This is a genomic window from Bradyrhizobium sp. WU425, from assembly GCF_021052305.1.
Lineage (GTDB): Bacteria > Pseudomonadota > Alphaproteobacteria > Rhizobiales > Xanthobacteraceae > Bradyrhizobium > Bradyrhizobium canariense_D.
This window is the reverse complement of the sequence record NZ_CP088089.1, coordinates 2,759,494-2,783,804: the sequence shown is the minus strand read 5'-3', so window position 1 is coordinate 2,783,804 and position 24,311 is coordinate 2,759,494. Positions and strand designations below refer to the sequence as shown.

Genomic DNA, 24,311 nt, shown 5'->3' with positions numbered 1-24,311 from the left:
CCTGTTATCACGGGGGACAGATCATGAAGACGCAAATGACGTTGGCCGCGGCCGCCTTGCTGCTTGGCACCGCGGTGAGCCCTTCCCTCGCCGAGGAGAAAATCAAGCTGGGTGTGATCGTGACCCTGTCGGGACCCGCCGCTGCACTCGGCCAACAGGTTCGCGACGGCTTTGCGCTCGGGGTCAAGGATCTCGGCGGCAAGATGGGCGGCCGCGAAGTCGAGGTCGTCGTGGTCGACGACGAATTGAAGCCGGACGCAGCGGTCACCAAGGTCAAGGGTCTGCTGGAGCGCGACAAGGTCGACTTCGTGGTCGGCCCGATCTTCTCCAACATCCTTCAGGCGATCCACCGGCCGGTGACGGAATCGAAAACCTTCCTGATCAGCCCCAATGCCGGCCCATCCACTTTTGCCGGCAAGGATTGCAACCCGTTCTTCTATGTGACCTCGTATCAGAACGATCAGGTGCACGAAATCCTCGGCAAGGTCGCGCAGGATCGCGGCTACAAGCGCATGTATCTGATGGTGCCGAATTATCAGGCCGGCAAGGACTCGGTCGCCGGCTTCAAGCTCGACTACAAGGGTGAGATCGTCGAAGAATCCTACATGCCGCTCAACACGCTGGACTTCCAGCCGGAGCTTTCCAAGATTTCGTCACAGAAGCCCGATGCGCTCTTCACGTTCATGCCCGGCGGCCTCGGGGTCAATCTCGTCAAGCAATACAAGCAGGCCGGCCTCGCCGACAGCATTCCGGTGCTCTCCGCTTTCACGGTGGATGAATCGACCTTACCGGCGCAGCAGGACGCGGCGGTCGGCATGTTCGGCGGCGCGAACTGGGCGCCCAATCTCGACAATCCCCAGAACAAGAAGTTCGTCGCCGCCTACGAGGCCGCCTATAACGGCGTGCCCGGCACCTACGCCTTCCAGGCCTATGATGCCGCGATGCTGATCGACAGCGCCGTCAAAGCCGTGAAGGGCGATCTCTCCAACAAGAATGCGGTCGCGGCCGCTCTGAAAAAGGCCGACTTCACCTCGCTGCGCGGCGCCTTCAAGTTCAACACCAATGGTTATCCGATCCAGGATTTCTACCTGACCAAGGTCGCCAAGCGCGCGGACGGCAAGTTCCAGACTGAGATCGTTCAGAAGGTCTTTGAGAATTACGGCGACCGCTACGCCAAGGACTGCAAGGCGGCGAACTAAGCCGCACGGCGCGTTGAGGGAGGATCACAATGAAGAGCGAAATCACCGGCATTACACGGGCCAATGAGGGAATCCAGGGCATCTCCTGGAACATCCTCGGCCAGACCTATGTGCCGAAGAGCAACACGGAGCACAGCTTCTCCTGGCATGCGACGCTGCCGCCGGGCACGTTCGTGCCGCCGCATATCCATCCCGACCAGGATGAATATCTCTATATGCTGGAGGGCAAGCTCGATTTCATGCTCGGCAATTCCGAGTCGCAGGCGACCGCGGGCGACCTGATCCGGCTCGGCATGGGTGTGCCGCACGGCATCTTCAACAAATCGGAGCAAACCGCGAAGGTGCTGTTCTGGGTGTCACCGACCCGCAAGCTGTTCGACCTGTTCTGGGGCCTCCACAACATGAAGGAACAGAAGCCCGAGGACGTGGTGGCGATGGCCGCCGAGTTCAACATCCACTTCCTGCCGCCACCTCCCGGCGGCTAGCAGGGCATCTTAAGCCCGTACCGCCGCAAGTCCCGGCACTGCGGCGAAGCCGGCCTTGGTGGCATAGCCGCGCACGATCGCCTCGCGCTGGGAATAGCTCAGCACGTTGTCGACATTGTCAAAACCATCAGGCGCGAGCTGCTCGACGGCGTCGATGACGCCCTCGGGACCGCCACGCCTGTTGGAGCGGACGATATCCGCGGTCATCGGCAGGCGCTTCTTCTCGTATTCAAGCAATGCCTGGCGCGGATGCTCGGCGCGCACCAGTGCGTCGGCGAGGCAGCGCGCATCGAGGATCGCCTGCGAGGCGCCATTTGAGCCGACCGGATACATCGGATGCGCGGCATCGCCGAGCAGCGTGACTCTGCCCGACGACCAATAGGGCAACGGATCGCGGTCGCAGGTCGGATATTCGTAGAACTCGGGCGTGGCCGAGATCAGGCTCTTCACGTCGACGTAGGGCACCGAGAAGCGCGCCACATGCGGCATCAGCTCCTCGCGCCGGCCCGGCCGCGACCAGTCTTCCTTCCGCGGCGGCGGGGCATTGCCCTCGCCGACCTTCACCAGCACCGCCCAGTTGGTGAGACGGCTCGCCGGGCTCGATCCCTCCGCGATTGGATAGATCACCACCTTGGCGTTGAGGCCACCGGCCACGATCATCGATTTGCCGCTGAGGAACAGTGGCCAATCCCGCGCACCGCGCCACAGCATCAGGCCGTTCCAGCATGGCGGCCCCTCGGTCGGGAAGAGCGTGTCACGGACCCGTGAATGGATGCCGTCGGCACCAATTAGAATGTCGCCGCGCGCGGTATGGATGTGCGCGCCTGAGCGGTCGAAGAAGTAAGCGGTGACGCCGCTCTCGTCCTGCGTGAAGGCACCGAGGCGGCAGCCAGTGTGGATGGCCTCCGGCCCGAGCCGCTCCTCGACAGCCCGATGGATGACGCCCTGAAGTCGACCGCGGTGGATCGAGAATTGCGGCACGTCATGGCCGGCGTCGATGCCGCGAGCCTCGCGCCAGACTTCCTGGCCGTGACGGTTGAGGTAATAGAGCTGGTCGGTGCGGATCGCGACATCGTCAAGCTGCTGGAGCAAACCGAGGCCTGCCAGCTCGCGCATGGCATGCGGCAGCGTGTTGATGCCGACGCCAAGCTCGCGGATGGTGTCGGACTGCTCGAAAATCTCGCAAGCGAGGCCCCGCGAGCGCAGCATCAATGCGGTGGTGAGACCACCGATACCGCCACCGACGATAATCGCCTTCATCGCCCTCACTCCACTCGGTACACACCAGGCAACGCGGCCAAATTCGCACGGGCGGTCACTCCGCCGCAAGCGGCTTTGTCGCCTCCGCCTTGAGCTCGGCCCGGGTCTTAGGCTTAGCCTTAATTCTCAGCTCCTCGAGATCCTGCCGGTCGCGCACGCTGTTGCGGAAAATCTGATCTTTTCCGGGAAGATATTGCGGCGGGCAGAACGCGTCTCCCGCGCCGTACCAGGCTGCCGCCCTCATGGTGAAGGAGGGATCGACCAGATGCGGCCGCCCGAGCGCGACCAGGTCCGCCCGGCCGGCGGCCAGGATGGTGTTGGCCTGGTCCGCCGTCGTGATGTTGCCGACGCACATCGTGGCCACGCGCGCCTCATTGCGGACCTGGTCGGAAAACGGGGTCTGGAACATGCGGCCATAGATCGGCTGCGCATCGCGCACGGTCTGCCCGGTCGAGACGTCGACGAGATCGACGCCGGCTTCGGCAAAAGCCCGCGCGATCGCCACCGCATCGTCGCCGCCGATGCCGCCCTCGGCCCAGTCGGTCGCGGAAATGCGCACCGACATCGGCTTGTGCGACGGCCATACGGCCCGCAGCGCCTCGAAGATTTCGAGCGGAAAGCGCAGGCGATTGGCCAGCGAGCCGCCATACTCATCCGTGCGGGTGTTCGTCAGCGGCGAGATGAAGCTCGCAAGCAGATAGCCGTGGGCGCTGTGCAATTCCAGCATGTCGAAGCCGCAGCGTTCGCCGCGCTCGGCCGACGCTACGAAAGCATCTCTCACTACGTTCATGCCGGCCCGATCGAGCTCGCGCGGAACCTGGCTGTCGGGGAAATAGGGCAGCGGAGACGCCGAACAGACCTCCCAGCCGCCCTCCTCGAGCGGACGATCCATGCCGTCCCACATCAGCTTCGTCGCACCCTTGCGCCCGGCGTGGCCCAGTTGCAGGCAGATTTTTGCGGCTGAATTGGCATGGACGAAATCCACGATGCGCTGCCAGGACGCCTCCTGCGCGTCATTCCACAATCCTGTGCAGCCGGGCGTGATGCGGGCGTCGCGGGTAACGCAGGTCATCTCCGTGAAGATCAGGCCGGCACCACCGATCGCGCGCGATCCATAATGCACCAGGTGGAAATCCGTCGGCACGCCCTCCTTCGCCGAATACATGCACATCGGCGACACCACGGCGCGATTGGCGATCTCCATCTCGCGCAGCCGGAAAGGCTGGAACAGCGGCACCATCGGCTTCTCGGTGTCGACTTCGAAACCGCTGTTGCGAACCTGCCTGGCAAACGACTTATCGACTTCAGCCACGAAGTCGGGAGCGCGGAGTTTCAGATTGTCATAGGTAATCGCCTTCGAGCGCGTCATCACGCCGAAGGCGAACTGCACCGGATCGAAATCCCAGAAGCGGTCGACATGCTCGAACCAGACCAGCGAGACGTCGGCGGCGTGCTGCGTCTTCTCGACCTCCTCGCGCCGCCCGTGCTCATAGACGTCCAGCGCCGCCTTGATGCTGGGCGCCTTGTCCATCGCCTCGGCAAGCGCGATCGCGTCTTCCATTGCGAGCTTGGTGCCTGAGCCAATCGAGAAATGCGCGCTCGCCTTGGCGTCGCCGAGCAGAACCATGTTGTCCTTGACCCAGCGCTTGCTGCGGATCATCGGAAAGTTGCGCCACGTCGAGCGGTTGGTGAGCAGTTGGTGACCGTCGAGGAACCAGCCGAAGATCTCCGCCATTCGCGTAGCCGACTGGGTCTCGTTCAGCCCCGTCAGCCCCGCGCGTTCGAACGTCTCCGGATCGGTCTCGAAAATCCAGGTCGAATGTCCGGCTTCATATTGATAGGCATGGGCGATGAACGGCCCCCACTCCGTCTCCTGGAAGATGAAGGTGAAAGCATCCAGCGGCCTGGTCGAGCCCATCCAGGCGAACTTGTTGGCACGGAGGTCGATTTCCGGCGCGAAATGATCGACGTATTTGTCGCGGAAGCGGCTGTTGATGCCGTCCGCGAGCAGGATGAGATCGGCGTCGGCGAAGCGGGATTCGTCCTCGACGTCCGCTTCGAAATTCAGGACGACCCCCAGTTCGCGCGCGCGCGCCTGGAGGATCAGGAGCAGCTTCTGCCGCGAGCAGCCACAAAAGCCGTTGCCACCGACCCGATGGACCGTTCCGCGGAAGTGCACGGCGATGTCATCCCAGTAGGCGAATTCCTGGGTGATGCGGCGATAGCTCGGAAGGTCGTGCTTCTCGAAATTATCGAGTGTGGCGTCGGAGAACACCACGCCGAAGCCGAAGGTGTCGTCCGCGCGGTTGCGCTCGTACACCGTGATCTCGGCGCTCGGTCGCTGCTTCTTCAGCAGGATTGCAGCATAGAGACCCGCAGGTCCGCCACCGATGATCGCGACTTTCATGGGAGCCTCGCCAATTCAACCCGCCGAAACTATTTTAAGCCTAAAATAATCTCGCGCAAGCCCCCATTGCGGCGGGCTGCCGGCAAAGCCCCCGTTTAATCGCCCCTGAAGACCGGCTTGACCTTGTTGGCAAAAGCCTCGAAGGCCCGCTCGAAATCGGCGGTCGTCATGCACAGCGCTTGAGCAACCGCTTCCGCCTCGATTGCCTCCTCCACCGACATCGCCCATTCCATGGCCAGCATCCGCTTGGTCATGGTGTTGGCGAAGGTCGGGCCCTCCGCGATTTGCTTGGCGAGCAGTTGAGCCTGGGGCAGCACCTGCTCCGAGGTGACGAGGCGGCTGAAGAAGCCCCAGCGCTCGCCCTCCTCCGCTGTCATGAACCGGCCGGTGTAGAGCAACTCGGAGGCGCGGGACTGTCCGATGATCCGCGGCAGGATCGCGCAGGCGCCCATGTCACAACCGGCAAGGCCGACCTTGTTGAAGAGGAATGCGACCTTGGCCCCGCTCGCCGCAAGCCGCATGTCCGACGCCATGGCGATGATCGCGCCCGCGCCGGCACAGATGCCTTCAACCGCGGCAACGATCGGCTGCGGGCAGGCCCGCATCGCCTTGACGAGGTCGCCGGTCATCCGCGTAAACGCCGTCAGCCCCTTGGTGTCCATCTTCACGAGCGGACCGATGATCTCGAACACATCGCCGCCGGATGAGAAATTGGCGCCAGCGCCGGTCATGACGATGGACTTGACCGCATCGTCGAACGCGCAGGCGCGAAAGAAATCGGTCAGTTCGCGATAGCTCTCGAAGGTCAACGGATTCTTTCGTTCCGGACGATTGAGCGTCACGGTTGCAACACCATCGACGACGGCCAGCAGGAAGTGCTGCGGCGAATAGTCCGCAAGCGGTAAGGTCACGGGATTGGCTGGTCTGCTCATACGATCTCCTTGGCTTCCTTGCTCCGCGCCTTGGCCATGCGCGCTAAATCTCACCACCGGCAATAGCGATTGCCTGCCCGGTGATTGCGCCGGCGCCCTCGCCGCACAGCCAGAGCACGGCATCCGCGACCTCCCGAGGAGAGATCAATCGCCCTTGCGGATTATGTTTCGCGAGCTCCGCAATGGCCTGCTCGCGGCTGCGCCCCGTCTTTTTCATGATGTTCTCGATGCTGCCGGCGACGAGATCGGTGTCGGTGAAACCGGGACACACTGCATTGACGGTCACGTTGCTGCCGGCCATCTCGAGAGCGAGAGACCGCACGAGACCGACCACAGCGTGCTTGGCCGCGGTGTAAGCACTGACATAGGCGTATCCCTTGAGCCCCGCCGTCGACGCGATCGCGACGATACGACCATAGGGACGGTCCTTCATCCCGGGCAGCACAGCGCTGACAGCATGGACCACGCCCATGAAATTGACATCCATCATGCGCGCGAACAGGGCGCTGTCGGATTTGGAGAACGGCGCGGACTCGGCGCTTCCCGCGTTGGCGATCAGGATATCGATCGGCTTCCGCGCGCTCGCTTCAGCGATGGCGACTTTCATTGAGGTTTCGTCCGAGACGTCGGCGACGGCCGCAAAATGCGCTGCCCCTGCGCTGACAGCCTCCTCAAGCGTCGCAGCGTTCCGCCCAAGGACGGTCACCGTGGCACCGGCCTCGACGAGCGCTGCTGCGATGGCGCGACCGATGCCGCGACCGCCACCGGTCACCAGCGCGTGCGGCGAATGCGGTAATCCGGACATGCGCTGGCTTCCTTGCATTCTGCTGATCGCTCTTCCCGATATATTTTAACCTTCAAACTTTTGCAAACAATGCTCGACTCGGCCGCAACAACCGCACGCCGGACCCCGGCCCGAAAATTGCTTTAAGTATAAAATTATCTCTTCCCATCCCTCACAGGCCTGTTAGCATCGAAGGGCCGAGCAAAAGGATGTCGCGTGTCGCAGCCTGCGCCAATGATAACAAAGGACGGCCGCTTCGCCTATGAAGCCGCGGGCGATCCGGGCGGGACACCTCTGATTTTCCTGCATGGCATCGGCGGTGCGGCACGGGCCTGGCGGCGGCAGCTTGCCACATTCGGCGACCGCTTTCACGCGATTGCATGGGACATGCCGGGCTATGGCGGATCGGCGCCGCTCGCCAGCGTCAGCATCGCTGCCCTGGCGGATGCGCTCCAGCGATTCATCGAGCAGCTTGGTGCGAGCAAGCCAATTCTGGTCGGCCATTCCATCGGCGGCATGATCGTCCAGAAATGGCTGGTGCACTCCCCGAAACTGGCGCGCGCGGTCGTGCTGGCGCAGACCAGCCCGGCCTTCGGCAAGGCCGACGGGGATTGGCAGACATCGTTTATCGCCGCACGGCTCGGGCCGCTCGATCGCGGCGAAACGATGAAGTCGCTGGCGCCCTCGCTGGTGAAGGAACTGGTGGGCGACGATCCTGATCCCCAGGGAATGGAGCTTGCACGCGAGTGCATGGCAAGCGTGCCCGAGGCGAGCTATCGCGCCATGATGCTGGCCTTGATCGGCTTCGACCAACGCAGCACCCTCAAGGACATTTCCATCCCGACGCTGCTGCTGTCCGGCTCCAAGGACAACAACGCACCAGCGCCGATGATGGCGAAGACGGCGACCTACATTCCATCTGCCGAGTATGTCGAGTTGGCCGGTGTCGGCCATCTTGCAAACCTTGAGCGCCCCGATGCCTTTGACGAGGCTCTCGGCCGGTTCCTGAACTCCGTCGCGACGAAAACGTAGGATGACTGCGCAATGACCATGCAAGTCAGCAAGACCATCGGCGCGAGTGACAAGGTCGCGCTGGATGCGCCGATCTTCGATCCTGTCGCATTCCGACTGAGCGACGAGCAGGCCGGCATCATCGCGCGGGCGCGCGAGATCGGCCAGAGCGTGTTCGCCGGCCGCGCCGCGACTTACGATCGCGAGGCGATTTTCCCGTCGGAGAACTATCGCGAGCTGCATCGCGTCGGCTTGCTCGGTATTGCCGTGCCCAAGAAGCATGGTGGCCTCGGAGCGAATTATCAAACCTACGCCCTCGCGGCAGCCGAAATCGGCCGCTATTGCGGCGCGACTGCGCTCACCTGGAACATGCATGTCTGCTCGACGCTGTGGTCGGGCCCGCTCGCCGACGATCTCGACATGGATGCAGAGACCCGCGCCGAGCACGAGCAGCGGCGCGCAGTCCACTACAAGCGCATCGTCGAGGATGGCGCAATCTATTCGCAGCCCTTCTCGGAGGGCGGTGCGGCAGCGGCAGGCGGCGTCGCTTTCGGCACGGAAGCACGGCCGATCGAGGGCGGCTGGATCGTCAACGGCAAGAAGATCTTTGCATCACTCTCCGGCCATGCGGACTATTACGGCGTTCTCTGCACCGAGACCGAGGAAGGCGAGAAGGCTTCGCGCCGCAATACGCTTTACCTCGCCATCCCTGCAAAATCGGAAGGCGTTTCGGTCGTCGGCGACTGGGATCCGCTCGGCATGCGCGGAACGGTCTCGCGTACGTTGCTGTTCAAGGACGTGTTCGTGCCGGCAGATTCGGCGCTGATGCCGCGGGGCGTCTATTTCCAGGCCGCGATGCGCTGGCCGCACATGTTCCTGACGTTGTCGCCGACCTATATGGGCCTTGCTCAAGCCGCCTATGACTTCACCGTGCGCTATCTGCGCGGCGAAGTACCGGGCATGCCGCCGGTCAAGCGCAGGATGTATCCGACCAAGCAGATTGCGGTCGCGCAGATGCAGATCAAGCTCGAGCAGATCAAGGCGATCTGGTTCCAGGCGGTCACCGAGGCGCGCGCCAACCCGAGCAAGGAGCAGGTGCTGCGCGCCTATGCCGCGCAATATTCGGTGATGGAGGGTGCCAATGAGCTCGCCGCGCTCGCGATCCGCACCTGCGGCGGTCAGGCCATGCTCCGCTCGCTGCCGCTCGAACGGATCTATCGCGACAGCCGCTGCGGCTCGCTGATGTTGCCCTGGACCGCCGAGCTCTGCCTCGACCGGATCGGGCGCGAGGCGCTGTACGAGGCCGGCGAAACGGACGACTGACGGTGGATCTCTGCAGTCTGATCGATCGCAACGCGGCGTTCGCGCCAGACAAGACGGCCATTGCCTTCGAAGGCGAACGGTTGAGCTATGCAGCGTTCGCGGCACGCATCGAGCGGACGGCGGCGACATTGAAGCAGGAGCTCGGCGTAGGTCGGGGCGACCGCGTTGCCATCCTCAGCCTGAACCGGCCGGATTATCTGGTTCTGCTCTATGCCTGCGCGCGGCTCGGCGCGATGCTGGTGCCGCTGAACTGGCGGCTGGCTATAGCCGAGCAGCTTTTCATCCTTACCGATGCCGGCGCCAAGGTCCTGGTGCTCGAGCAGGCCTTTGAGGGAATTCTTGCCGAGCTCGAGGGCACTGCAATTGTCGGGCTCGATTTCGAGCCGCCCAGCGGTACGACGTTCGAAAACCTGTTGGCCCGAAGCCAGGGCACCGGCCGCAACCCGCGCACCGATCTCTCCTGCCCGCTCCTCATTGTCTACACATCGGGAACGACCGGACGACCGAAAGGCGCGGTGCTGCGCCAGGAAGCGCTGTTCTGGAACGGCGTCATGAGCCAGCACATGCACAACATGACGTCCGATGACCATGTGCTGACGCTGTTGCCGTTCTTCCACGTCGGTGGCCTCAACATCCAGACCACGGCTGCGCTCCAGCTGGGCGCGACGGTCACGGTTCACGCACGCTTCACGCCGGACACCGCGCTTGCGGCCATCGAACGGGAACGGCCAACCTTAACCGTGATGGTACCGGCAATCATCCAGGCCGTGAGCGAGCATCCCGCCTGGGCCACGACCGACCTTTCGTCACTCAAAGCCGTCGCGACCGGCTCCACCATCGTGCCGCCGCATCTGATCGACCGCTTCGTCGCGCGCGGCGTCCCGGTGCTTCAGGTCTACGGCTCGACGGAAACATGCCCCATTGCAGTCTACACCCGGCTTGGTGGCGATCTCTCGCGCGCGGGATCGACCGGACTTGCCGGCCTGTGCTGCGAAGCAAAAGTGATTGATCAGGCCGGCAACGAGGTGCCGGCGGGCGCGCCGGGAGAGATCGCGGTGCGCGGCCCGAACGTGTTCTTCGAATATTGGGGCAATGCGGACGCCACGCGCGATGCGCTCCACGACGGCTGGTATCGTACCGGGGATATTGGCCTGTGCGATGCGGACGGCTATTTCTGGGTGCGCGATCGCAAGAAGAACATGATCATTTCCGGCGGCGAGAACGTCTATCCGGCGGAGGTCGAACGCGTCCTGCTCGAACATCCCGATGTCAGCGACTGCGCCGTGATCGGCCGGCCCGATCCACGCTGGGACGAGGTCCCTATCGCCTATGTGATCCCGCGATCCGGCGGTCGGCTCGAAGAAGACGCGTTGAAAGCGCATCTTCAGACACAACTCGCCCGCTACAAGGTTCCGCGCGACATCATTTTCGTCACGGACCTGCCGCGCACAGCGCTCGGCAAGGTCCAGCATTTCCTGCTGAAGCAGCTTGATGCGCAATCGCGCACGCAAGGAGAAGCATCTTGAAGATTGCGGTTCTGGGGGGAGGAAACGGCTCTTTCGCAGCCGCAGGCGATTTTGCGCTGTCGGGACATGAGGTCCGGCTCTGGCGCCGCGACGCGGATCAGGTCGCAGCCCATCGCGCCGCCGGCTCGCGCATTCTAGTGAAGGATCATAACGGCCGTCACGACGTGAAATTGGCGCTGGTGACGACCGGCATCGCCGAGGCCGTCAAGGGCGTAGAGCTGATCCTGTGCCCCGCCCCCGCCTTCGCGCACACTGATATCGCGCGCCTGCTTGCTCCACATCTGCGGGATGGACAGGTCGTGTTTCTGCCGCCGGCCACGTTCGGCTCGATGATCTTCGCCCAGGCTGCGCGGGATGCCGGCAACCACGCCAAGGCGTGCTTTGCCGAGACCGGAACCTTGCCCTGGCTGACCCGCAAGCACGGGCCGTTCGAGGTCGCGATCACCATCCGCGCCAAGCGACTGCCGGTCGGCGTTTTCCCGCTCGATCAGGCGCCGCGCGCACTTGAGGTGATTGGACAGGCTTTCCCCGGTGCAATCGAGCCGTGTGGCGATGCTCTCTCCGGTGCGCTGATGAATGCAGGCCCGATTATCCATCCGCCGCTGATCGTGATGAATGCAGGCCCGATCGAGCACTTCGAAAAGTGGGACATCCATAAGGAAGGAACGCAAGCCGCGATTCGCCGGGTCACCGACGCGCTCGATGCCGAACGGATGGCCGTGCGTGAAGCGCTCGGATATGGCGCACCGCATTTTCCGCTCGCCCATCATTACGCGAGGGAAGGCGAGGTGTGGATGTATGGCCGCGGCTCGCATGACCGGCTGACCGATTCCGGCGACTGGCGCGAGCGGATCGTACTGACCGAGCACCGCTATATGAGAGAAGATTTGCGGCTTGGGCTGTCGCTGCTGGTCTCCGTCGCCGGCCTGGCAGGCGTGGCTACGCCGCTGGCCAAGGCATTCCTGGCCATCGGCGGCGAAATCTGCGGTGAGGATTTCGCGCAAGGCGGCCGGACGCTCGAGACGCTGGGGCTCGGCAATCTCGACAAGGCCGCTTTGCAGACGCTTCTTCGCGGGGGATTTTGACCGATGGCCAGCCGAGCCACCATCGCCTGTCTCGGAGCCGGCCGCATGGGGCGCGGCATCGCCGTCGCGTTTGCCTACGCGGGGCATACGGTCACGATGATCGACGTCAAGGCCCGTTCAGCGGAAGATTTCGTCAGGCTGGAGGCAGATGCGCTCGGCGAAGTCAGGAAGATCTTTGCCAGCCTGGCGAAGCTGGGGCTACTGACCGAGGCGGACGTCGATCCGCTGATCGCGCGGGTCTCGGTGGTGCCGGGCAGCCAGAGCGATGCGGCACTGTCCGATGCGGGAATAGTCTTCGAAGGGGTCCCCGAGATCGTCGAGCTCAAGAGGGACGTGCTGGGGGCGGCCTCAAAACAAGTCGGCTCCGATACGATCATCGCATCGACGACGTCGACCATCCTTGTCGACGATCTCTCGGGCGCGATTGTGAATCCTCGCCGCTTCCTCAATGTGCACTGGCTCAATCCGGCCTACCTGATTCCGCTGGTGGAGGTTTCGCCCGGTAAGGCCACCGACCCCGCCATCATCGAGGAGGTCAAGGCGCTACTCGAAGGCATCGGCAAGGTGCCGGTGGTCTGCGCGGCGACACCAGGCTTCATCGTCCCGCGCATCCAGGCGCTGGCGATGAACGAGGCCGCGCGCATGGTCGAGGAAGGCGTCGCGAGCGCCGAGGAGATCGACAAGGCGATCCGCTACGGCTTCGGCTTCCGCTACGCGGTGCTCGGGCTGCTCGAATTCATCGACTGGGGTGGCGGCGACATCCTCTACTATGCCAGCCGCTATCTCGAAGGCGCGCTCGGCAGCGACCGCTATCGTGCGCCGGAGGTCATTTCGCGGAACATGCACGAGGGCCGGATCGGCCTGCGCACAGGTGCCGGCTTTCTCGACTATTCAGGCATGGACGTCGACGCCTATCGGACGAAACGGCTTCAGGCCATGGTCGACCTGCTCCGTCACTTTGACCTGGCGCGGCCGCCGGTGCTTGATCGGAACTAGCCGAAGACGTCCTGCAGCACACCTTCACGCACCACCGCAACCCCGTCGAGTTCGATCGTCGTCCCCATCATCGGCAGATCGAAATGGCCCGCCGTGTAGCGGCCGGCGAATTCGTTGGCACCGGTCGAGAACAGGAAGTTGCCGGAGACGGCACGAATTTCCGTGCCGTTGGTGTCGCGCTGGTCATACATCGACAGCGCCTCGTAGCGCGCGGCCGGATTCATGCCGAAGCCGACATGCGATACCGCATAGGCTTCCCGATCGCCCCAGGCGGCAAGATAGGCGCGCATCATTGCGGCCTCCGTGCCTTCGCCTTCCAGTTCGACAACATAATCATCCTTCAGCGTCATCTTCACCGGCGAGGTCAGGTAACGCTTGAAGGTCAGGTTGATGTCGCCGGGCGCCATCACCAGCGTGCCGTTGATCGTTCCGCTCTTGGGGAAGCTGACGACGATGCCGCCGGGCCAATGCGCCAGCGTCCCGGGCTTGTCCGTCCAGCCCCACACGCCGACCGTGGAAGCTCCGACCATATCGACGTCGAGCGCCGTGCCGGCTTTTGACGTCACCCGCATCCGCTGGGTCCCGCGCAGCATCTTCGCCGCCGCGCGAACGCGCTTCTCGAGCGCGGGATCCGGCACCATCCGCTCCAGCGCCTCGGGATGCTCATTGGAGATTACCAGGATGCGCGCGCCGGCCTTGAGGATCTCGGGTGTCTCCACCGCGTGCATCAGGCCCTCGATGGTGCAATCCACCACAAAGCCGGCCTGTTGAAGCGCGGTGATCACCGGGCCAAGCCGCTGGATCGCCTCGCTCGCCCCTGTCGAGCGAACCGGAACGATATTCCGGTTACGCGGGGTCGGCATGACGACGTGGAACGGTCGCGCGCCCATGCGCAGCAGCGCGAGCTCCGCCAGATGAACATTCAACGCACGTGACTGGGTTTCCGAGAGGATCGCCGCGGTATCGCCGGCCTTGACGGCGCATCGCTCAAAAATCTCGCAAAATGCGTCGATCCATTTTGCCTCGATGCGATCAGCCAGCATGGTCTACTCCCGGTCTTCCTGTTTCTTCTTCGTCAGTTCATGCTTCGGGGAAGCCCCGCAGCAGATACGCGCGCACTGCCTCCAGCAGGCCATTGAGGATCAGGCCCAGCAGCGAGATCGTGATCAGCGGCACGAACATATCCACGGCCTGAAAGGTCCGAGCCGCCGTGACGAGGACATGTCCGAGCCCGTCGCTCGACGTGATCATCTCCGCCAGAAACACCACGATGCAGGAAATGACAAGGCCGATCCGGCAACCGGTCAGGATCGACGGCATCGCCGCCGGCAGCACCACCTTGAACAGAATCTCATAGCGCGGCGTTCCCGCCGCCATGGCCGACCAGATCAGCTTCTGCTCCACCGTCGACGCGCCGTAATAAGTAGAGAGCAAAATGGGAAAGAGTGCGTCCGCCGCCACCAGCGTGATCTTCGATCCGTGACCGAAACCGAGCAGCAGCAGCAATGCTGGATAGAGCGCGACCTTGGGCAAGGGCGCGAGCACGCGCACAATCGGCCGAACCACGGCGTTGATAGCCGGACTGGCGGCGGCGGCTATGCCGATGCTGACACCGAGCACGACCGCAATCGCGAAGCCGGCAAACAGCCGAAACAGTGTCGCCGCGATCTCCTGCTGAAACGTCCATGTCACGAGTTGCTGAAGCAACCTGCTGAAGACGTATCCCGGCGGCGGCAGCAAGACCGCAGGCGCGAAGCCAAATGATACGAGGCCCTGCCACAGCGCGATCACCAGCACGATCGGCGCGAGCCCAAGGATGATGCTGGTGGAGCGAAGCTGCGGCATCATGAGAAGCTCAAGGGCAAGTCGAACTGCGGTTCGGACCAGCGCACCAGCCTTGCGCGAACTCGCTCGAAGATTGCATCCAGGCAGATTCCCATCGCGCCGACGATGATGATCATCGCAAAGACGGTGTCGTATTGGCCCATGTCGAGCGCGTTGAACAAGATGTTGCCGGCGCCGGACTGACGCGCGATCATCTCGCTGGTGATCATCGTGATCAGCGCCAGCACGAGTCCGGTGCGGCAACCGGTCAAGATTTCCGGCAGCGCCGCCGGCAGTACGATCCGGACCAGCCGTTGCGCAGGCGAAAGTCCCATCGCGGCGCCCGACCACAGCATCTTCTCTTCCACCGCCCTGGCGCCCTCGAAGCTGTGATAGATCACGGGCAGGCTGACGCCGAGGAAGATCACCAGCGTCTTCGTGATGTCACCGACGCCGAGCCACAGCATGATGATCGGCATCAAGGCGGCCTTCGGCACAGGGTAGATCACCATCAGGAGCGGATTGAAGAAAGCCGCGACGGCCCGGCTGCGGCCCATCAACAGGCCGAGTGGGATCGAAACCGACACCGCTATGCCAAACCCGACCGCCATGCGGCGGAGCGAGGCCAGGATGTTGATTAGCGCTTCCTGGTCTCCGAGGATGTCCGGGATTGCACGGATTGCCTCGATCGCCGTCGGGAAGCTGTCGTTCTTCAGCGCGAGTGACGCAACCTGCCATGCCGCAAGAAGCCCGATGCAGGCAAACACCGGCGCGGCACGCTTGGCCAGGGCCGTCAGCGATGTCATGACGCCGATCCCGTATCTTCGACCTCGTCGAACATGCGCTCGATATCGACGACGTATTTCTGGTAGCGAGGGTCGAGCAGCAGCTCGCTGCGGCGGCGCGGCCGCGGCAGATCGATGTCGATGACCTCGCGGATGCGGCCGGGCGATTTCGACATCATCACGACTTTGTCCGACAGGAAAACTGCTTCGTCGACCGAATGCGTGACGAACAGCACCGTCTTGCGATCACGCTCCCAGATGTTCAACAGGTCGTTCTGCAGCCGCGTTCGCGTGTGAGCATCGAGCGCGCCGAACGGCTCGTCCATCAAAAGAACCTCAGGATGGTAGGCCAGCGTCCGAGCCAGCGCCACGCGCTGCTTCATGCCGCCGGACAGCTCCTTGGGATAGAAGTTCTCATAGCCCTTGAGCCCGACCATTTCGATCAAGGCTCGGCTCTGTGCTTCCGCCTCGGTGGTGCGCACGCCCTGCTGGCGAGGGCCGTACATCACATTGCCCAGCACGGTCTTCCACGGAAACAACGCGAACTCCTGGAATACCGGACCGCGATCCGGCCCCGGTCCCGTGATTATCCGTCCCCTGATCTTTGCTGAACCGCTGGTCGGGCTGACGAAGCCGCCGACGACGTAAAGCAATGTCGACTTGCCGCAGCCGGACGGACCAAGGATCGAGACGAAGGCTCCCTCCTCGATCGCCAGAGAGATGTCCGATAGCGCCACATGGTCCTTGCGCGCCGAGGTCTGAAATACCTGGGAGACGCTCTCGATCTCGATGATTGCAGAAGCCGGTTTTTGCGGCGTCACCGGTCTCACCCATTCGCTCGATCTCGAAGGCACTACCTTCATCCCGTCTCACTTCATTCGCGCGAACCCTGCGCAACAGGCTTGCTGAACATCCTCCGTCAGCGACGCGAGCTTAGCAAGAAACTTGCCAGACCAACGGCTTTTTGGGGCCAGCTTCGCGGCGTCATCCGAACCAGGGCCATTCTGCCGGGCCCTCATGCGTGACGGCTCCGCCCGGTGCCTGGCCAACCAATCGCGCATATTTGGCGAGGGCACCGGCACGGTGACGAGGCGGACGCGGCTTCCAATCGTGTCGGCGAGCAGCGAGTTCCTGCTCGTCGACCAGCATATCCATCCGCCGGTTCGCGGCATCAATCCGGATCCTGTCGCCATCGCGTACCAGCGCCAGCGGACCGCCGATGAAGGCCTCGGGAGACACATAGCCCACGCACATTCCGCGGGTGGCGCCGGAGAACCGTCCATCCGTGATCAGGGCCACCTTCTCGCCCATGCCCTGGCCATAGATCAGCGCGGTGACGCCGAGCATTTCGCGCATGCCGGGGCCACCCACCGGCCCTTCATTGCGGATCACAAGCACATCGCCCGCCTTGTAGCTGCGGTCGCGAACCGCTGCGACACAAGCTTCTTCGTCTTCGAAGATGCGCGCCACGCCTTCGAACAACTGGCTCTTCAGCCCCGCGACCTTGATCACCGCACCATCAGGGCAGAGGTTTCCCTTCAACACTGCCACACCGCCATCTGGCATGATCGGCGCGCGAGCCGCGTAAACGACCTCTCCGTCAGGAGCGTTGGCGGCGCTATATTCTTCGGCAAGTGTACGGCCCGTGATCGACAGGCAACTGCCATCAATATGCCCGCTCTGGATCAGCTCCCGGATCACCACGGCAGCGCCGCCGATATCGTAGACATCCTTTGCCGTATATTTGCCTCCAGGCCGCAGGTTCCCGATCAGCGGCGTCCTGGCAAAAACCTCGCCGACATCATCGATCGTGAATGCGATGCCGGCCTCGTTCGCGAGCGCCGGCAGATGCAGCGCAGCATTGGTCGAACCGCCCGTGGCAGCCACGATCGCGGCACCGTTTTCCAGGGATTTCCGCGTCACGACGTCGCGCGGCAAAGGCCCGCCGCGCTCCAGCATCTCCATGATGAGGCGGCCGGCCCGCCTGGATATCTGCGCGCGCTCGGCATAGACACCCGGCACCATCGACACGTTGGGAATGGTGAGGCCCATCGCCTCCGAGACCATCCCCATGGTGTTGGCAGTGAATTGGCCGGCACACGCGCCGATGGTCGGCAGGCAGGCCCGCTCGATCCGCTCGAGCGTGGCACCGTCGATCTCTCCGGTCATGAAGCTGCCGACAGCCTCATAGGAGTCGAGCACGGTCAGGGTTCGCCCGTCGGCGCGGCCCGGCAGCGAGCTGCCGCCATAGATGAAAATGGACGGGACGTTGCATCGGACCATGCCCATCATCACGCCGGGAAGCGTCTTGTCGCATCCGCCGTATCCGATCAATGCATCGTAGGCGAGACCATGGACCACGGCTTCGATCGAGTCGGCGATCAGCTCCCGCGAAAATAGGGAGAACTTCATCCCCTCGTGATTCATGCTGATACCGTCGGAAACCGACACGGTCGAAAATTCTCGCGGCGTGCCGCCGGCCTCCTCGATTCCGGTCTTGGCCGCCGCGACCTGAAAGTCGTGCGTCATGTTGCAGGGCGTCTGTTCGCCCTTCATGCTGACGACGCCGACCATCGGCTTGGCAATCGCAGCGTCGTCGAGCCCCATGGCGCGCATGAACGCGCGGTGCGGAGCCCGGTCGAGGCCATCCGTCGTGATCCGAGATCGGAGCTTCTTCATACGTGCATCTTCTTCATGCAACGTCCCGGATCATCCCGGACGCCGCGACCTTCTCGCTCGGTTCATTCGCCCGATCGCCTATTGCAGCGGAGCGACAATCGTCGAATGCTTGAATTGCGCGACATCCAATTTTGGCAGCATCCCTGTCTCCGCGTAGATGTCCAGCATCTTCTGGATCGCGGGAAAATTCGGTGCCGCGCCCGGATCGCGGCCGAAATCGTTGTCCTTAAGCAGATAGGTCTCGAGAACCGGAATAGGTGCCTTCAGAACTTCGTTGACGACCTTCAACGTCTCTTCGCGGTTCGCCAGCGCCTTCTTCATGCCGGAGGTAATGTCACGCACGTAAGCCTTGACCAGTTCCGGGTTCTTGTCGACGAAATCGGCACGGCAGGCTTCCAGAATGTGCACGATGTTCGGCATCGCCTGCGACAGCGAGAACAGTTTGCGCATGCCGCCCTTTGCCTCCGCGCGCGCGGCAAATGGCTGGTTCATGTTGACCGCATCGACGCGGCCCTGCCGCAACGCATCTTCGGAGACGGCAAAGCCGACCTCGACCAGCTTGATGTCCTTGGCCGGATCGATGCCATTCTGCTTCAGCAACAGATTGAACGGGCCTTGGGTGCCGCCGCCGATCACGGAGATTCCGACCGTCTTGCCTTTGAGATCGGCGATCGTCTTGATCGGGGAGTCGTCCATGACAGCCCAGTAGACCGAGAAACCACCGGCCTTCTCGAAGACATGCTGCGCCACGATGTAGGCCTTGAGGTTGCCGCCAACCACGCCGTTGGCGAGCGACAGCGGCGCCTGGGTCGCGCAATCCAGCGCGCCCGCCGCCAACGCCTGCGTCATCGGAGCGGTGCCCTGAAACTGAGTCCATTCGATGTTGTAGGCCTTGCCGATGTTGGGAAACTCAGCCGGGCGGCGCATCATCCAGTATTTGGATTCCTCGGCCGGAATCGTCCAGCCGACTCGAATTGTCTGCTGTGCCCATGACGAGCCTGCGCTCGCGCTCACGGCCGCTGCCGCCCCCAAAGCCAGGATCCACTTCGAAACGGTTCGCATCGTGCCCACTCCGCTGCCCGGGCGCCGACCGGCGCCATCCAACCCGACCGCGGCAAATGTTTCATGGTTCAAACAATCAAGCAAGCCATGCAGGCGGGGCGGTTTCGTCGTGAGTTACGCCATGTATGGTAGTGCAGCGTCGCGCGGCGGCAGATGGAGGCAACCTATGGCTGAAGCGAGCAAGACAAACCCGCAAGGCGTCGAGCGGCTCGGCTATCTCGGCCTTGGACTGATGGGGACACCGATGAGCCGGCGATTGCTCAACGCCGGCCATCAGATCACTGTCTGGAACCGTTCGGAAGGGAAGATGGCCGCGCTCGTCGAGGCGGGTGCCAGGCGCGCAGCCACCCCCCGTGACTTGATGGAGAGCTCCGACATCGTCTTCATGTGCGTGACGGATGCGGCTGCCGTGGAAGAGGTGATCTTCGGGCCCGAGAGTATCTCAACTGCGCCCGGCGCGGGCAAGCTCGTGGTCGACTTCTCGTCGATCCATCCTGACGCCGCACGAGACCTTGCAACGCGATTGTTAGCTGCGAACGGCGCGGGCTGGATCGATGCGCCGGTTTCTGGTGGTACCAAGGGGGCCGAGGAAGGCACGCTTGCCATCATGGCCGGCGGAAAAGCCAGCAATATCGAGCGGGTCCGCCCCTACGTGCTCGCCATGGCACGCAGGTTCACCCACATGGGCCCGACCGGCGCCGGCCAGACCACAAAGCTATGCAACCAGGTGATCGTCGGATGCGCGATGGCTGTTCTTGCGGAGGCAACACGCCTTGCCGTCAACGCCGGAATCGACGCCAACCGGTTACCCGAAGCACTCGCCGGCGGCTTCGCGGACTCCATTCCGCTGCAGCTGTTCGTGCCACGGATGGTCCAGGGCATTCACTCACCGCCGCTCGGTCACATCGCCACGATGCTCAAGGACCTCGATACGGTCGCCGATGTCGCGCGGACGACGTCGACGCCGGTACCCATGGCCTCGCTTGCCGGACAACTTTTCAGGCTCGCCAAGGCCGCGCGAGGCGCGGATGCGGACGCGCTCGAAATCTACAAGCTTTCGGCGGGGAGCGCTGAACCGTTCACCGCGAGCTGAGCACGCTTGGAGTGACTACTTGCGCTCGTCGGCAAGAAATCGGCCAAACGCACCTCGCGCGAAGAGCAGCGGCTCCTTCGCATCGTAAGTATAGGCCTCGACCGCGCCGAGAAAGATCACGTGGTCGCCGCCGTAATAGCGATTGACCGAGCGGCATTGAAAATTGGCGACGCTCTCGGCGAGCACCGGCGCGTTGCCGAGGCCCGGCGTCCACTCGACACCGGTGAACTTGTCATCAGACGACTTGGCGAATTTGCTCGCAAGCGCCTGTTGCGAAACGCCAAGAACGTTGACCGTGAAATGACTGGCGTTCTGGAAGATGGTCAGACTAGAGGAATAGACGACGAGGCTCCAAAGAACCAGCGGCGGATTCAGCGAGACCGAGGCGAACGAATTGCACGTCAGGCCATAGGGCTTGCCGTCGGGAGCCGCGGCCGTGATGATCGTCACCCCCGTGGCGTAGGTGCCGAGCGCGCTGCGAAAATCGCGGGGATCGATCGGCGAGCTGTCGCTCGCGAGTTCGTTGGCCGGATCGGGAACGGCCGGCTGCTTCGGCAGATCATTCATCGGCCGGCCTCACAGCGTGAGATTCTCGGACGGCAGCCCCAGCGCCACGCGTCCATAATTGGTCCCGGCCGCATCGAAATTGAACGCCAGATGCGAGTTGATCGCGTGCGCATCGCGGAACTGCCGCTGCAACGCGCCCGTCGTGAACAGGCCCCGTGCTCCGCTCGCGGCAAACAGCATCGACACCGCATCCGTGCAGAAGTTTACTGAAAAAGCGCCGTCGCGTCGATATCGGGTCTTGGTCGCCATATCGGGGATATGACCCCGCCTTGCATCCTCCATGGCATTCAGACAGGCCGAGCGCATGATCAGGCGTGCAGCGTCGATCTTCGCCGAGGCCTCGGCGATCTTGATCTGGGTGCTTTGAAAGTCGCTCAGCCTGGCGTGGTTGTAGGTAGAAATGCGATGACGGACGACCTCCGCATAATCGTCGAGACACGCCTGCGCGTTCCCCAGCGCGACGCCGGAGAGAACGTAGGGAAACAGCGAGAACACCGGGAGCGCATACAGCGGGTTGGGATTGAGCTTGCTTCCCGGAGTCGGACCGCCGTCAAGATCGCCGACCGCGACTGTCATGTCGTCGGGCACGAAAGCGTCCCTGACCTCCACGTCGCAGGACCCTGTCCCGCGCAGCCCCGCGACATTCCATGTGTCGAGGACCTTGTAGTCGGCTTTCGGCAGCAGAAATATCCGATACTCGATGCCGTCTGCCTCATCGTCGGAGTAGACCACGCTTGCAAGCATGTTCCACGCGCAGGAGGCAACGCCCGAGGAGAACGGCCAGCTGCCGTGGAGCCGGTATCCGCCCTCAACTCGCGTGGCACGTCCGGCCGGAAAAATGAACGAGGACGCGATCAGCGTGTCCGGATCACGACTCCAGACCAGATCCTGCGCCGTCGGCTCGAACATGCCGAGCATCCAGTGATGGCTCGCCAGATTGGCCAGATTCCATGCCACCGAGGCGTCCGCTTGTCCGAGCAGGTCCGCGCAATCGATCAAGGCGACATAATCGAGCTCGGCGCCGCCAATGCGCCTAGGCTGAAGCATCCGGAACAGGCCGGCGTCGTGCAGATCCTTCTCGGTTTCCGGCGGCAGATGCCGCAACTCCTCCGTCCGCGCCGCCCGCTCCCGCAGCCGTGGGACGAGCGCCCGGGCCTTCGCGATCATTGCCGCATGGGCAGGTTCATCGGATTGCACCGCCGCGGGCCGCCCCACGCTCGGCTCTTGACCAGGCGCCATTCGTATCCCTCGCTTTCATGCATTTATGCGGCTGGAACATCGCCAAATCAAGCGGATGCCGCGCTAGGGCGCGATTTGCACGTCCCGAGGGAACGCCCGCTTGGGTTCAAACCTGCTCCGATGGCTTGCCGGATCCAAAAGCCCCCTTTTGGTTGAACTCCAAGATCCGACGCTCGTCATAACCGAGCGCATCACGCAAGACCTGCTCCGTGTGCTCGCCCAGCAATGGAGCAGCCACAGGGTCAACCGGGCCGGTCAAGCTCATGGCAATCGGCGGCTCGATGTTCGGGACCCACTCTGCCGTACGATGCGGAATCCGGTTCAAGCGATGGCGCGCTCGCGCCTCCGGTGCATTGAACCCCTCCTCGACCGTCCGGAGATAGCCGACCGGGATGTTGGCCAGCTTCATCTTCGCCATCCAGTTCTCGAGAGTATCGCTTGCAAAGACCTCCGCGATGGCTGCTCGCAAAAGCTCCTTGTGCTCGGAGCGGGCTTTGCGCGTTGCAAACTGCGGATCGGTGATGAGATCGGGCCTGTTCAGCACTTCAACCACCAGCCGGCGATAGAGCCGGTCGTTCGCGCAGGCCATGTAAAGCGGTCCATCGGAGGCCTCGTACACGCCGACGGTAGGTGAGCCACTCGGCGAATTACCAAACCGACCGGGATTTTCGCCGTTGATCAGATAGGCCATGCCATAGAAACCGGTCATGCCCATCGCGACGTCGAACAGGGCGACCTCGACATGCTGACCGCGACCGAGCCGATCCCGCGCCAACAGCGCCATCAGGATGGCGTTGCAGGCAGACATCCCCGTCGCCATGTCCACGATCGGAGGGCCGGTGCGAACCGCCGGGCCATCGGCAAATCCGTTGAGCGACATGAAGCCGCTTTCCGCCTGCGTGATCGGATCAAAGCCGGGACGCGAGGCAAACGGCCCGGTGCGCCCGTAGGCGGAGATCGAGCAATAGACCAGCCGCGGATTGAGCGGCGCAACAGTTTCATAGTCCAGGCCAAATTTCTTCATGACCCCGCTGGAGAAGTTCTCGACGACCACGTCGGCCTTGCGAATCAAGTCCAGCGCGATCTCACGAGCCTCGGGCACGGTAAGGTCGAGCGTGATGCCACGCTTGTTGCGATTGAGGCTCAGATAGGCAGCACTCTCTCCACCGATCTCGGCGTGTTCATACGCACGCGTGTCATCGCCTCCGTCTGGATTCTCGATCTTGATGACGTGCGCGCCGAAATCAGCAAGCGTCTGCGTACAGGCCGGGCCGGCAACCACACGCGTGAAATCGACGACCAGCAGACCATCGAGCGCGGTAGGCGCGCCCGTCGCCCGCGACGAACGTTCCGGCAATTGAGGCTTGGTGGGCATCGACGGCGCTCCCTTACATCGGCTTATCGTTGCCGAATTTCCCGCAGGAGCAAACTTAAAGCCCGGCACCGCTGAATTCGCAAGTGCTCCGCCCGCATCGCTTCAATACGCAAAAAGGGCCCGGCAGCTGTCAAGCTGCTGGGCCCTTGAACGTTCCGTGTGCGCTTCATCCCGCGAACCATTTTCCGTTGCGGGAATCGCGTTCCGCATCACGGGAAACATGGCCCCATTCGCTCAGCGAAGCCGCTTTCGCCAGTAAAGCGTATGCGGCCAAGCCCAGGGCACATGGGGTTCGAAGAGCCGATAGCCCGCCCGGATGAAATTATTGGCAGACACCGGATTGTCCGTCGTATCCGAGACGATGCTGTCCCATCCAATACGCCGTGCCCTTGCCTCCATCACCCGCATCAGCCTGCACTGGAGGTCACGTCCCCGGTGCCGCTGCAACACACCGACTCTGGAGAAATAACCGCCATTTCGAATGTGCGTTGACGGCACGATACCGGCGAAGGCTACTGGCTCAGCGCCGTGATAGGCAAGCCACCACGCCCCTGGCTCGAATTGCGGCAAGGGAGCCGCATCGAAGAACGTCAACTGATGCAGATCGGCCAATGTATCGACGATGTCGTCATCGGATGCATCGACGATGCGAATTCTGTACATAAGACGGTCCATTGGG

The 24,311-nt window shown here is 63.1% G+C and carries 22 protein-coding genes; 8 read left to right on the top strand and 14 right to left on the bottom strand.

Features of this window, described 5'->3' with window-relative positions:
* Positions 1 to 23 precede the first annotated feature (23 nt).
* Both BcanWU425_RS13265 and BcanWU425_RS13260 read left to right on the top strand, forming a co-directional pair.
* Complete coding sequence (locus BcanWU425_RS13265; RefSeq protein ID WP_204511876.1) at positions 24 to 1,199, top strand: ABC transporter substrate-binding protein; 1,176 nt, start codon at positions 24 to 26, stop codon at positions 1,197 to 1,199.
* 29 nt (positions 1,200 to 1,228) lie between these two features.
* On the top strand, positions 1,229 to 1,684 hold the full coding sequence (locus tag BcanWU425_RS13260; protein ID WP_007601580.1) for a cupin domain-containing protein: 456 nt from the start codon (positions 1,229 to 1,231) through the stop codon (positions 1,682 to 1,684).
* Between the two features lie 9 nt (positions 1,685 to 1,693).
* Here BcanWU425_RS13260 and BcanWU425_RS13255 read toward each other — a convergent pair whose 3' ends face one another.
* From BcanWU425_RS13255 to BcanWU425_RS13240, 4 genes are all read right to left on the bottom strand, one after another.
* Positions 1,694 to 2,944, bottom strand: coding sequence for a flavin-dependent oxidoreductase (locus BcanWU425_RS13255; protein ID WP_231190514.1), 1,251 nt, complete (start codon positions 2,942 to 2,944; stop codon positions 1,694 to 1,696).
* A gap of 55 nt (positions 2,945 to 2,999) precedes the next feature.
* A complete protein-coding gene (locus BcanWU425_RS13250) occupies positions 3,000 to 5,351 on the bottom strand; it encodes a bifunctional salicylyl-CoA 5-hydroxylase/oxidoreductase (protein ID WP_204511878.1) in 2,352 nt (783 codons plus the stop codon).
* A 95-nt stretch (positions 5,352 to 5,446) separates the two neighbouring features.
* Positions 5,447 to 6,283, bottom strand: coding sequence for an enoyl-CoA hydratase family protein (locus tag BcanWU425_RS13245; RefSeq protein WP_204511879.1), 837 nt, complete (start codon positions 6,281 to 6,283; stop codon positions 5,447 to 5,449).
* Between the two features lie 43 nt (positions 6,284 to 6,326).
* Positions 6,327 to 7,088 (bottom strand): SDR family NAD(P)-dependent oxidoreductase, encoded by a 762-nt coding sequence (locus BcanWU425_RS13240; RefSeq protein ID WP_204511880.1) that lies wholly within the window; start codon positions 7,086 to 7,088, stop codon positions 6,327 to 6,329.
* Positions 7,089 to 7,301: 213 nt separating this feature from the next.
* Between BcanWU425_RS13240 and BcanWU425_RS13235 the strand changes: the two genes are divergently transcribed.
* From BcanWU425_RS13235 to BcanWU425_RS13215, 5 genes are read left to right on the top strand one after another with little or no spacing between them, the layout of a single operon-like run.
* Positions 7,302 to 8,099 (top strand): alpha/beta fold hydrolase, encoded by a 798-nt coding sequence (locus BcanWU425_RS13235; protein ID WP_210350900.1) that lies wholly within the window; start codon positions 7,302 to 7,304, stop codon positions 8,097 to 8,099.
* A gap of 12 nt (positions 8,100 to 8,111) precedes the next feature.
* On the top strand, positions 8,112 to 9,401 hold the full coding sequence (locus BcanWU425_RS13230) for an acyl-CoA dehydrogenase family protein (RefSeq protein ID WP_204511882.1): 1,290 nt from the start codon (positions 8,112 to 8,114) through the stop codon (positions 9,399 to 9,401).
* Between the two features lie 2 nt (positions 9,402 to 9,403).
* Positions 9,404 to 10,927: a class I adenylate-forming enzyme family protein gene (locus BcanWU425_RS13225; RefSeq protein ID WP_204511883.1), complete on the top strand. Its 1,524-nt coding sequence runs from the start codon at positions 9,404 to 9,406 to the stop codon at positions 10,925 to 10,927.
* Entirely contained in the window at positions 10,924 to 12,012 is a 1,089-nt protein-coding gene (locus tag BcanWU425_RS13220; RefSeq protein WP_204511884.1) for an NAD/NADP-dependent octopine/nopaline dehydrogenase family protein, read from the top strand. The genes BcanWU425_RS13225 and BcanWU425_RS13220 overlap by 4 nt, the downstream gene beginning before the upstream one ends.
* A gap of 3 nt (positions 12,013 to 12,015) precedes the next feature.
* Positions 12,016 to 13,008 carry a 3-hydroxybutyryl-CoA dehydrogenase gene (locus tag BcanWU425_RS13215; protein WP_085394656.1) on the top strand — a complete coding sequence of 331 codons (993 nt, stop codon included), beginning with the start codon at positions 12,016 to 12,018 and terminating at the stop codon, positions 13,006 to 13,008.
* On the opposite strand, the gene BcanWU425_RS13210 is transcribed toward BcanWU425_RS13215, so the two are convergent.
* From BcanWU425_RS13210 to BcanWU425_RS13185, 6 genes are all read right to left on the bottom strand, one after another.
* Positions 13,005 to 14,051, bottom strand: coding sequence for a peptidase M29 (locus BcanWU425_RS13210; RefSeq protein ID WP_204511885.1), 1,047 nt, complete (start codon positions 14,049 to 14,051; stop codon positions 13,005 to 13,007). The two genes, BcanWU425_RS13215 and BcanWU425_RS13210, sit on opposite strands and share 4 nt — an antisense overlap.
* A gap of 37 nt (positions 14,052 to 14,088) precedes the next feature.
* Positions 14,089 to 14,856, bottom strand: coding sequence for an ABC transporter permease (locus BcanWU425_RS13205; protein WP_204511886.1), 768 nt, complete (start codon positions 14,854 to 14,856; stop codon positions 14,089 to 14,091).
* Entirely contained in the window at positions 14,853 to 15,638 is a 786-nt protein-coding gene (locus tag BcanWU425_RS13200) for an ABC transporter permease (protein ID WP_204511887.1), read from the bottom strand. Before BcanWU425_RS13200 ends, BcanWU425_RS13205 begins: the two co-directional genes overlap by 4 nt.
* Positions 15,635 to 16,480 (bottom strand): ABC transporter ATP-binding protein, encoded by an 846-nt coding sequence (locus BcanWU425_RS13195; protein ID WP_204511888.1) that lies wholly within the window; start codon positions 16,478 to 16,480, stop codon positions 15,635 to 15,637. Before BcanWU425_RS13195 ends, BcanWU425_RS13200 begins: the two co-directional genes overlap by 4 nt.
* Positions 16,481 to 16,601: 121 nt before the next feature.
* On the bottom strand, positions 16,602 to 18,296 hold the full coding sequence (gene ilvD, locus BcanWU425_RS13190) for a dihydroxy-acid dehydratase (protein WP_204511889.1): 1,695 nt from the start codon (positions 18,294 to 18,296) through the stop codon (positions 16,602 to 16,604).
* 78 nt (positions 18,297 to 18,374) lie between these two features.
* Positions 18,375 to 19,358, bottom strand: coding sequence for an ABC transporter substrate-binding protein (locus BcanWU425_RS13185; RefSeq protein WP_204511890.1), 984 nt, complete (start codon positions 19,356 to 19,358; stop codon positions 18,375 to 18,377).
* A 166-nt stretch (positions 19,359 to 19,524) separates the two neighbouring features.
* Between BcanWU425_RS13185 and BcanWU425_RS13180 the strand changes: the two genes are divergently transcribed.
* Positions 19,525 to 20,451 (top strand): NAD(P)-dependent oxidoreductase, encoded by a 927-nt coding sequence (locus tag BcanWU425_RS13180; RefSeq protein WP_204511891.1) that lies wholly within the window; start codon positions 19,525 to 19,527, stop codon positions 20,449 to 20,451.
* A gap of 15 nt (positions 20,452 to 20,466) precedes the next feature.
* Here the strand turns inward: BcanWU425_RS13180 and BcanWU425_RS13175 are convergent, their stop codons facing one another.
* From BcanWU425_RS13175 to BcanWU425_RS13160, 4 genes are all read right to left on the bottom strand, one after another.
* On the bottom strand, positions 20,467 to 21,018 hold the full coding sequence (locus tag BcanWU425_RS13175; protein WP_085360120.1) for a flavin reductase family protein: 552 nt from the start codon (positions 21,016 to 21,018) through the stop codon (positions 20,467 to 20,469).
* 9 nt (positions 21,019 to 21,027) lie between these two features.
* Positions 21,028 to 22,257 (bottom strand): acyl-CoA dehydrogenase family protein, encoded by a 1,230-nt coding sequence (locus BcanWU425_RS13170; RefSeq protein ID WP_204511892.1) that lies wholly within the window; start codon positions 22,255 to 22,257, stop codon positions 21,028 to 21,030.
* Between the two features lie 106 nt (positions 22,258 to 22,363).
* Positions 22,364 to 23,632: a CaiB/BaiF CoA transferase family protein gene (locus BcanWU425_RS13165; protein WP_204513976.1), complete on the bottom strand. Its 1,269-nt coding sequence runs from the start codon at positions 23,630 to 23,632 to the stop codon at positions 22,364 to 22,366.
* 234 nt (positions 23,633 to 23,866) lie between these two features.
* Positions 23,867 to 24,295, bottom strand: a complete 429-nt coding sequence (locus BcanWU425_RS13160; protein ID WP_085349520.1) for a GNAT family N-acetyltransferase — start codon at positions 24,293 to 24,295, stop codon at positions 23,867 to 23,869.
* Positions 24,296 to 24,311: the final 16 nt, after the last annotated feature.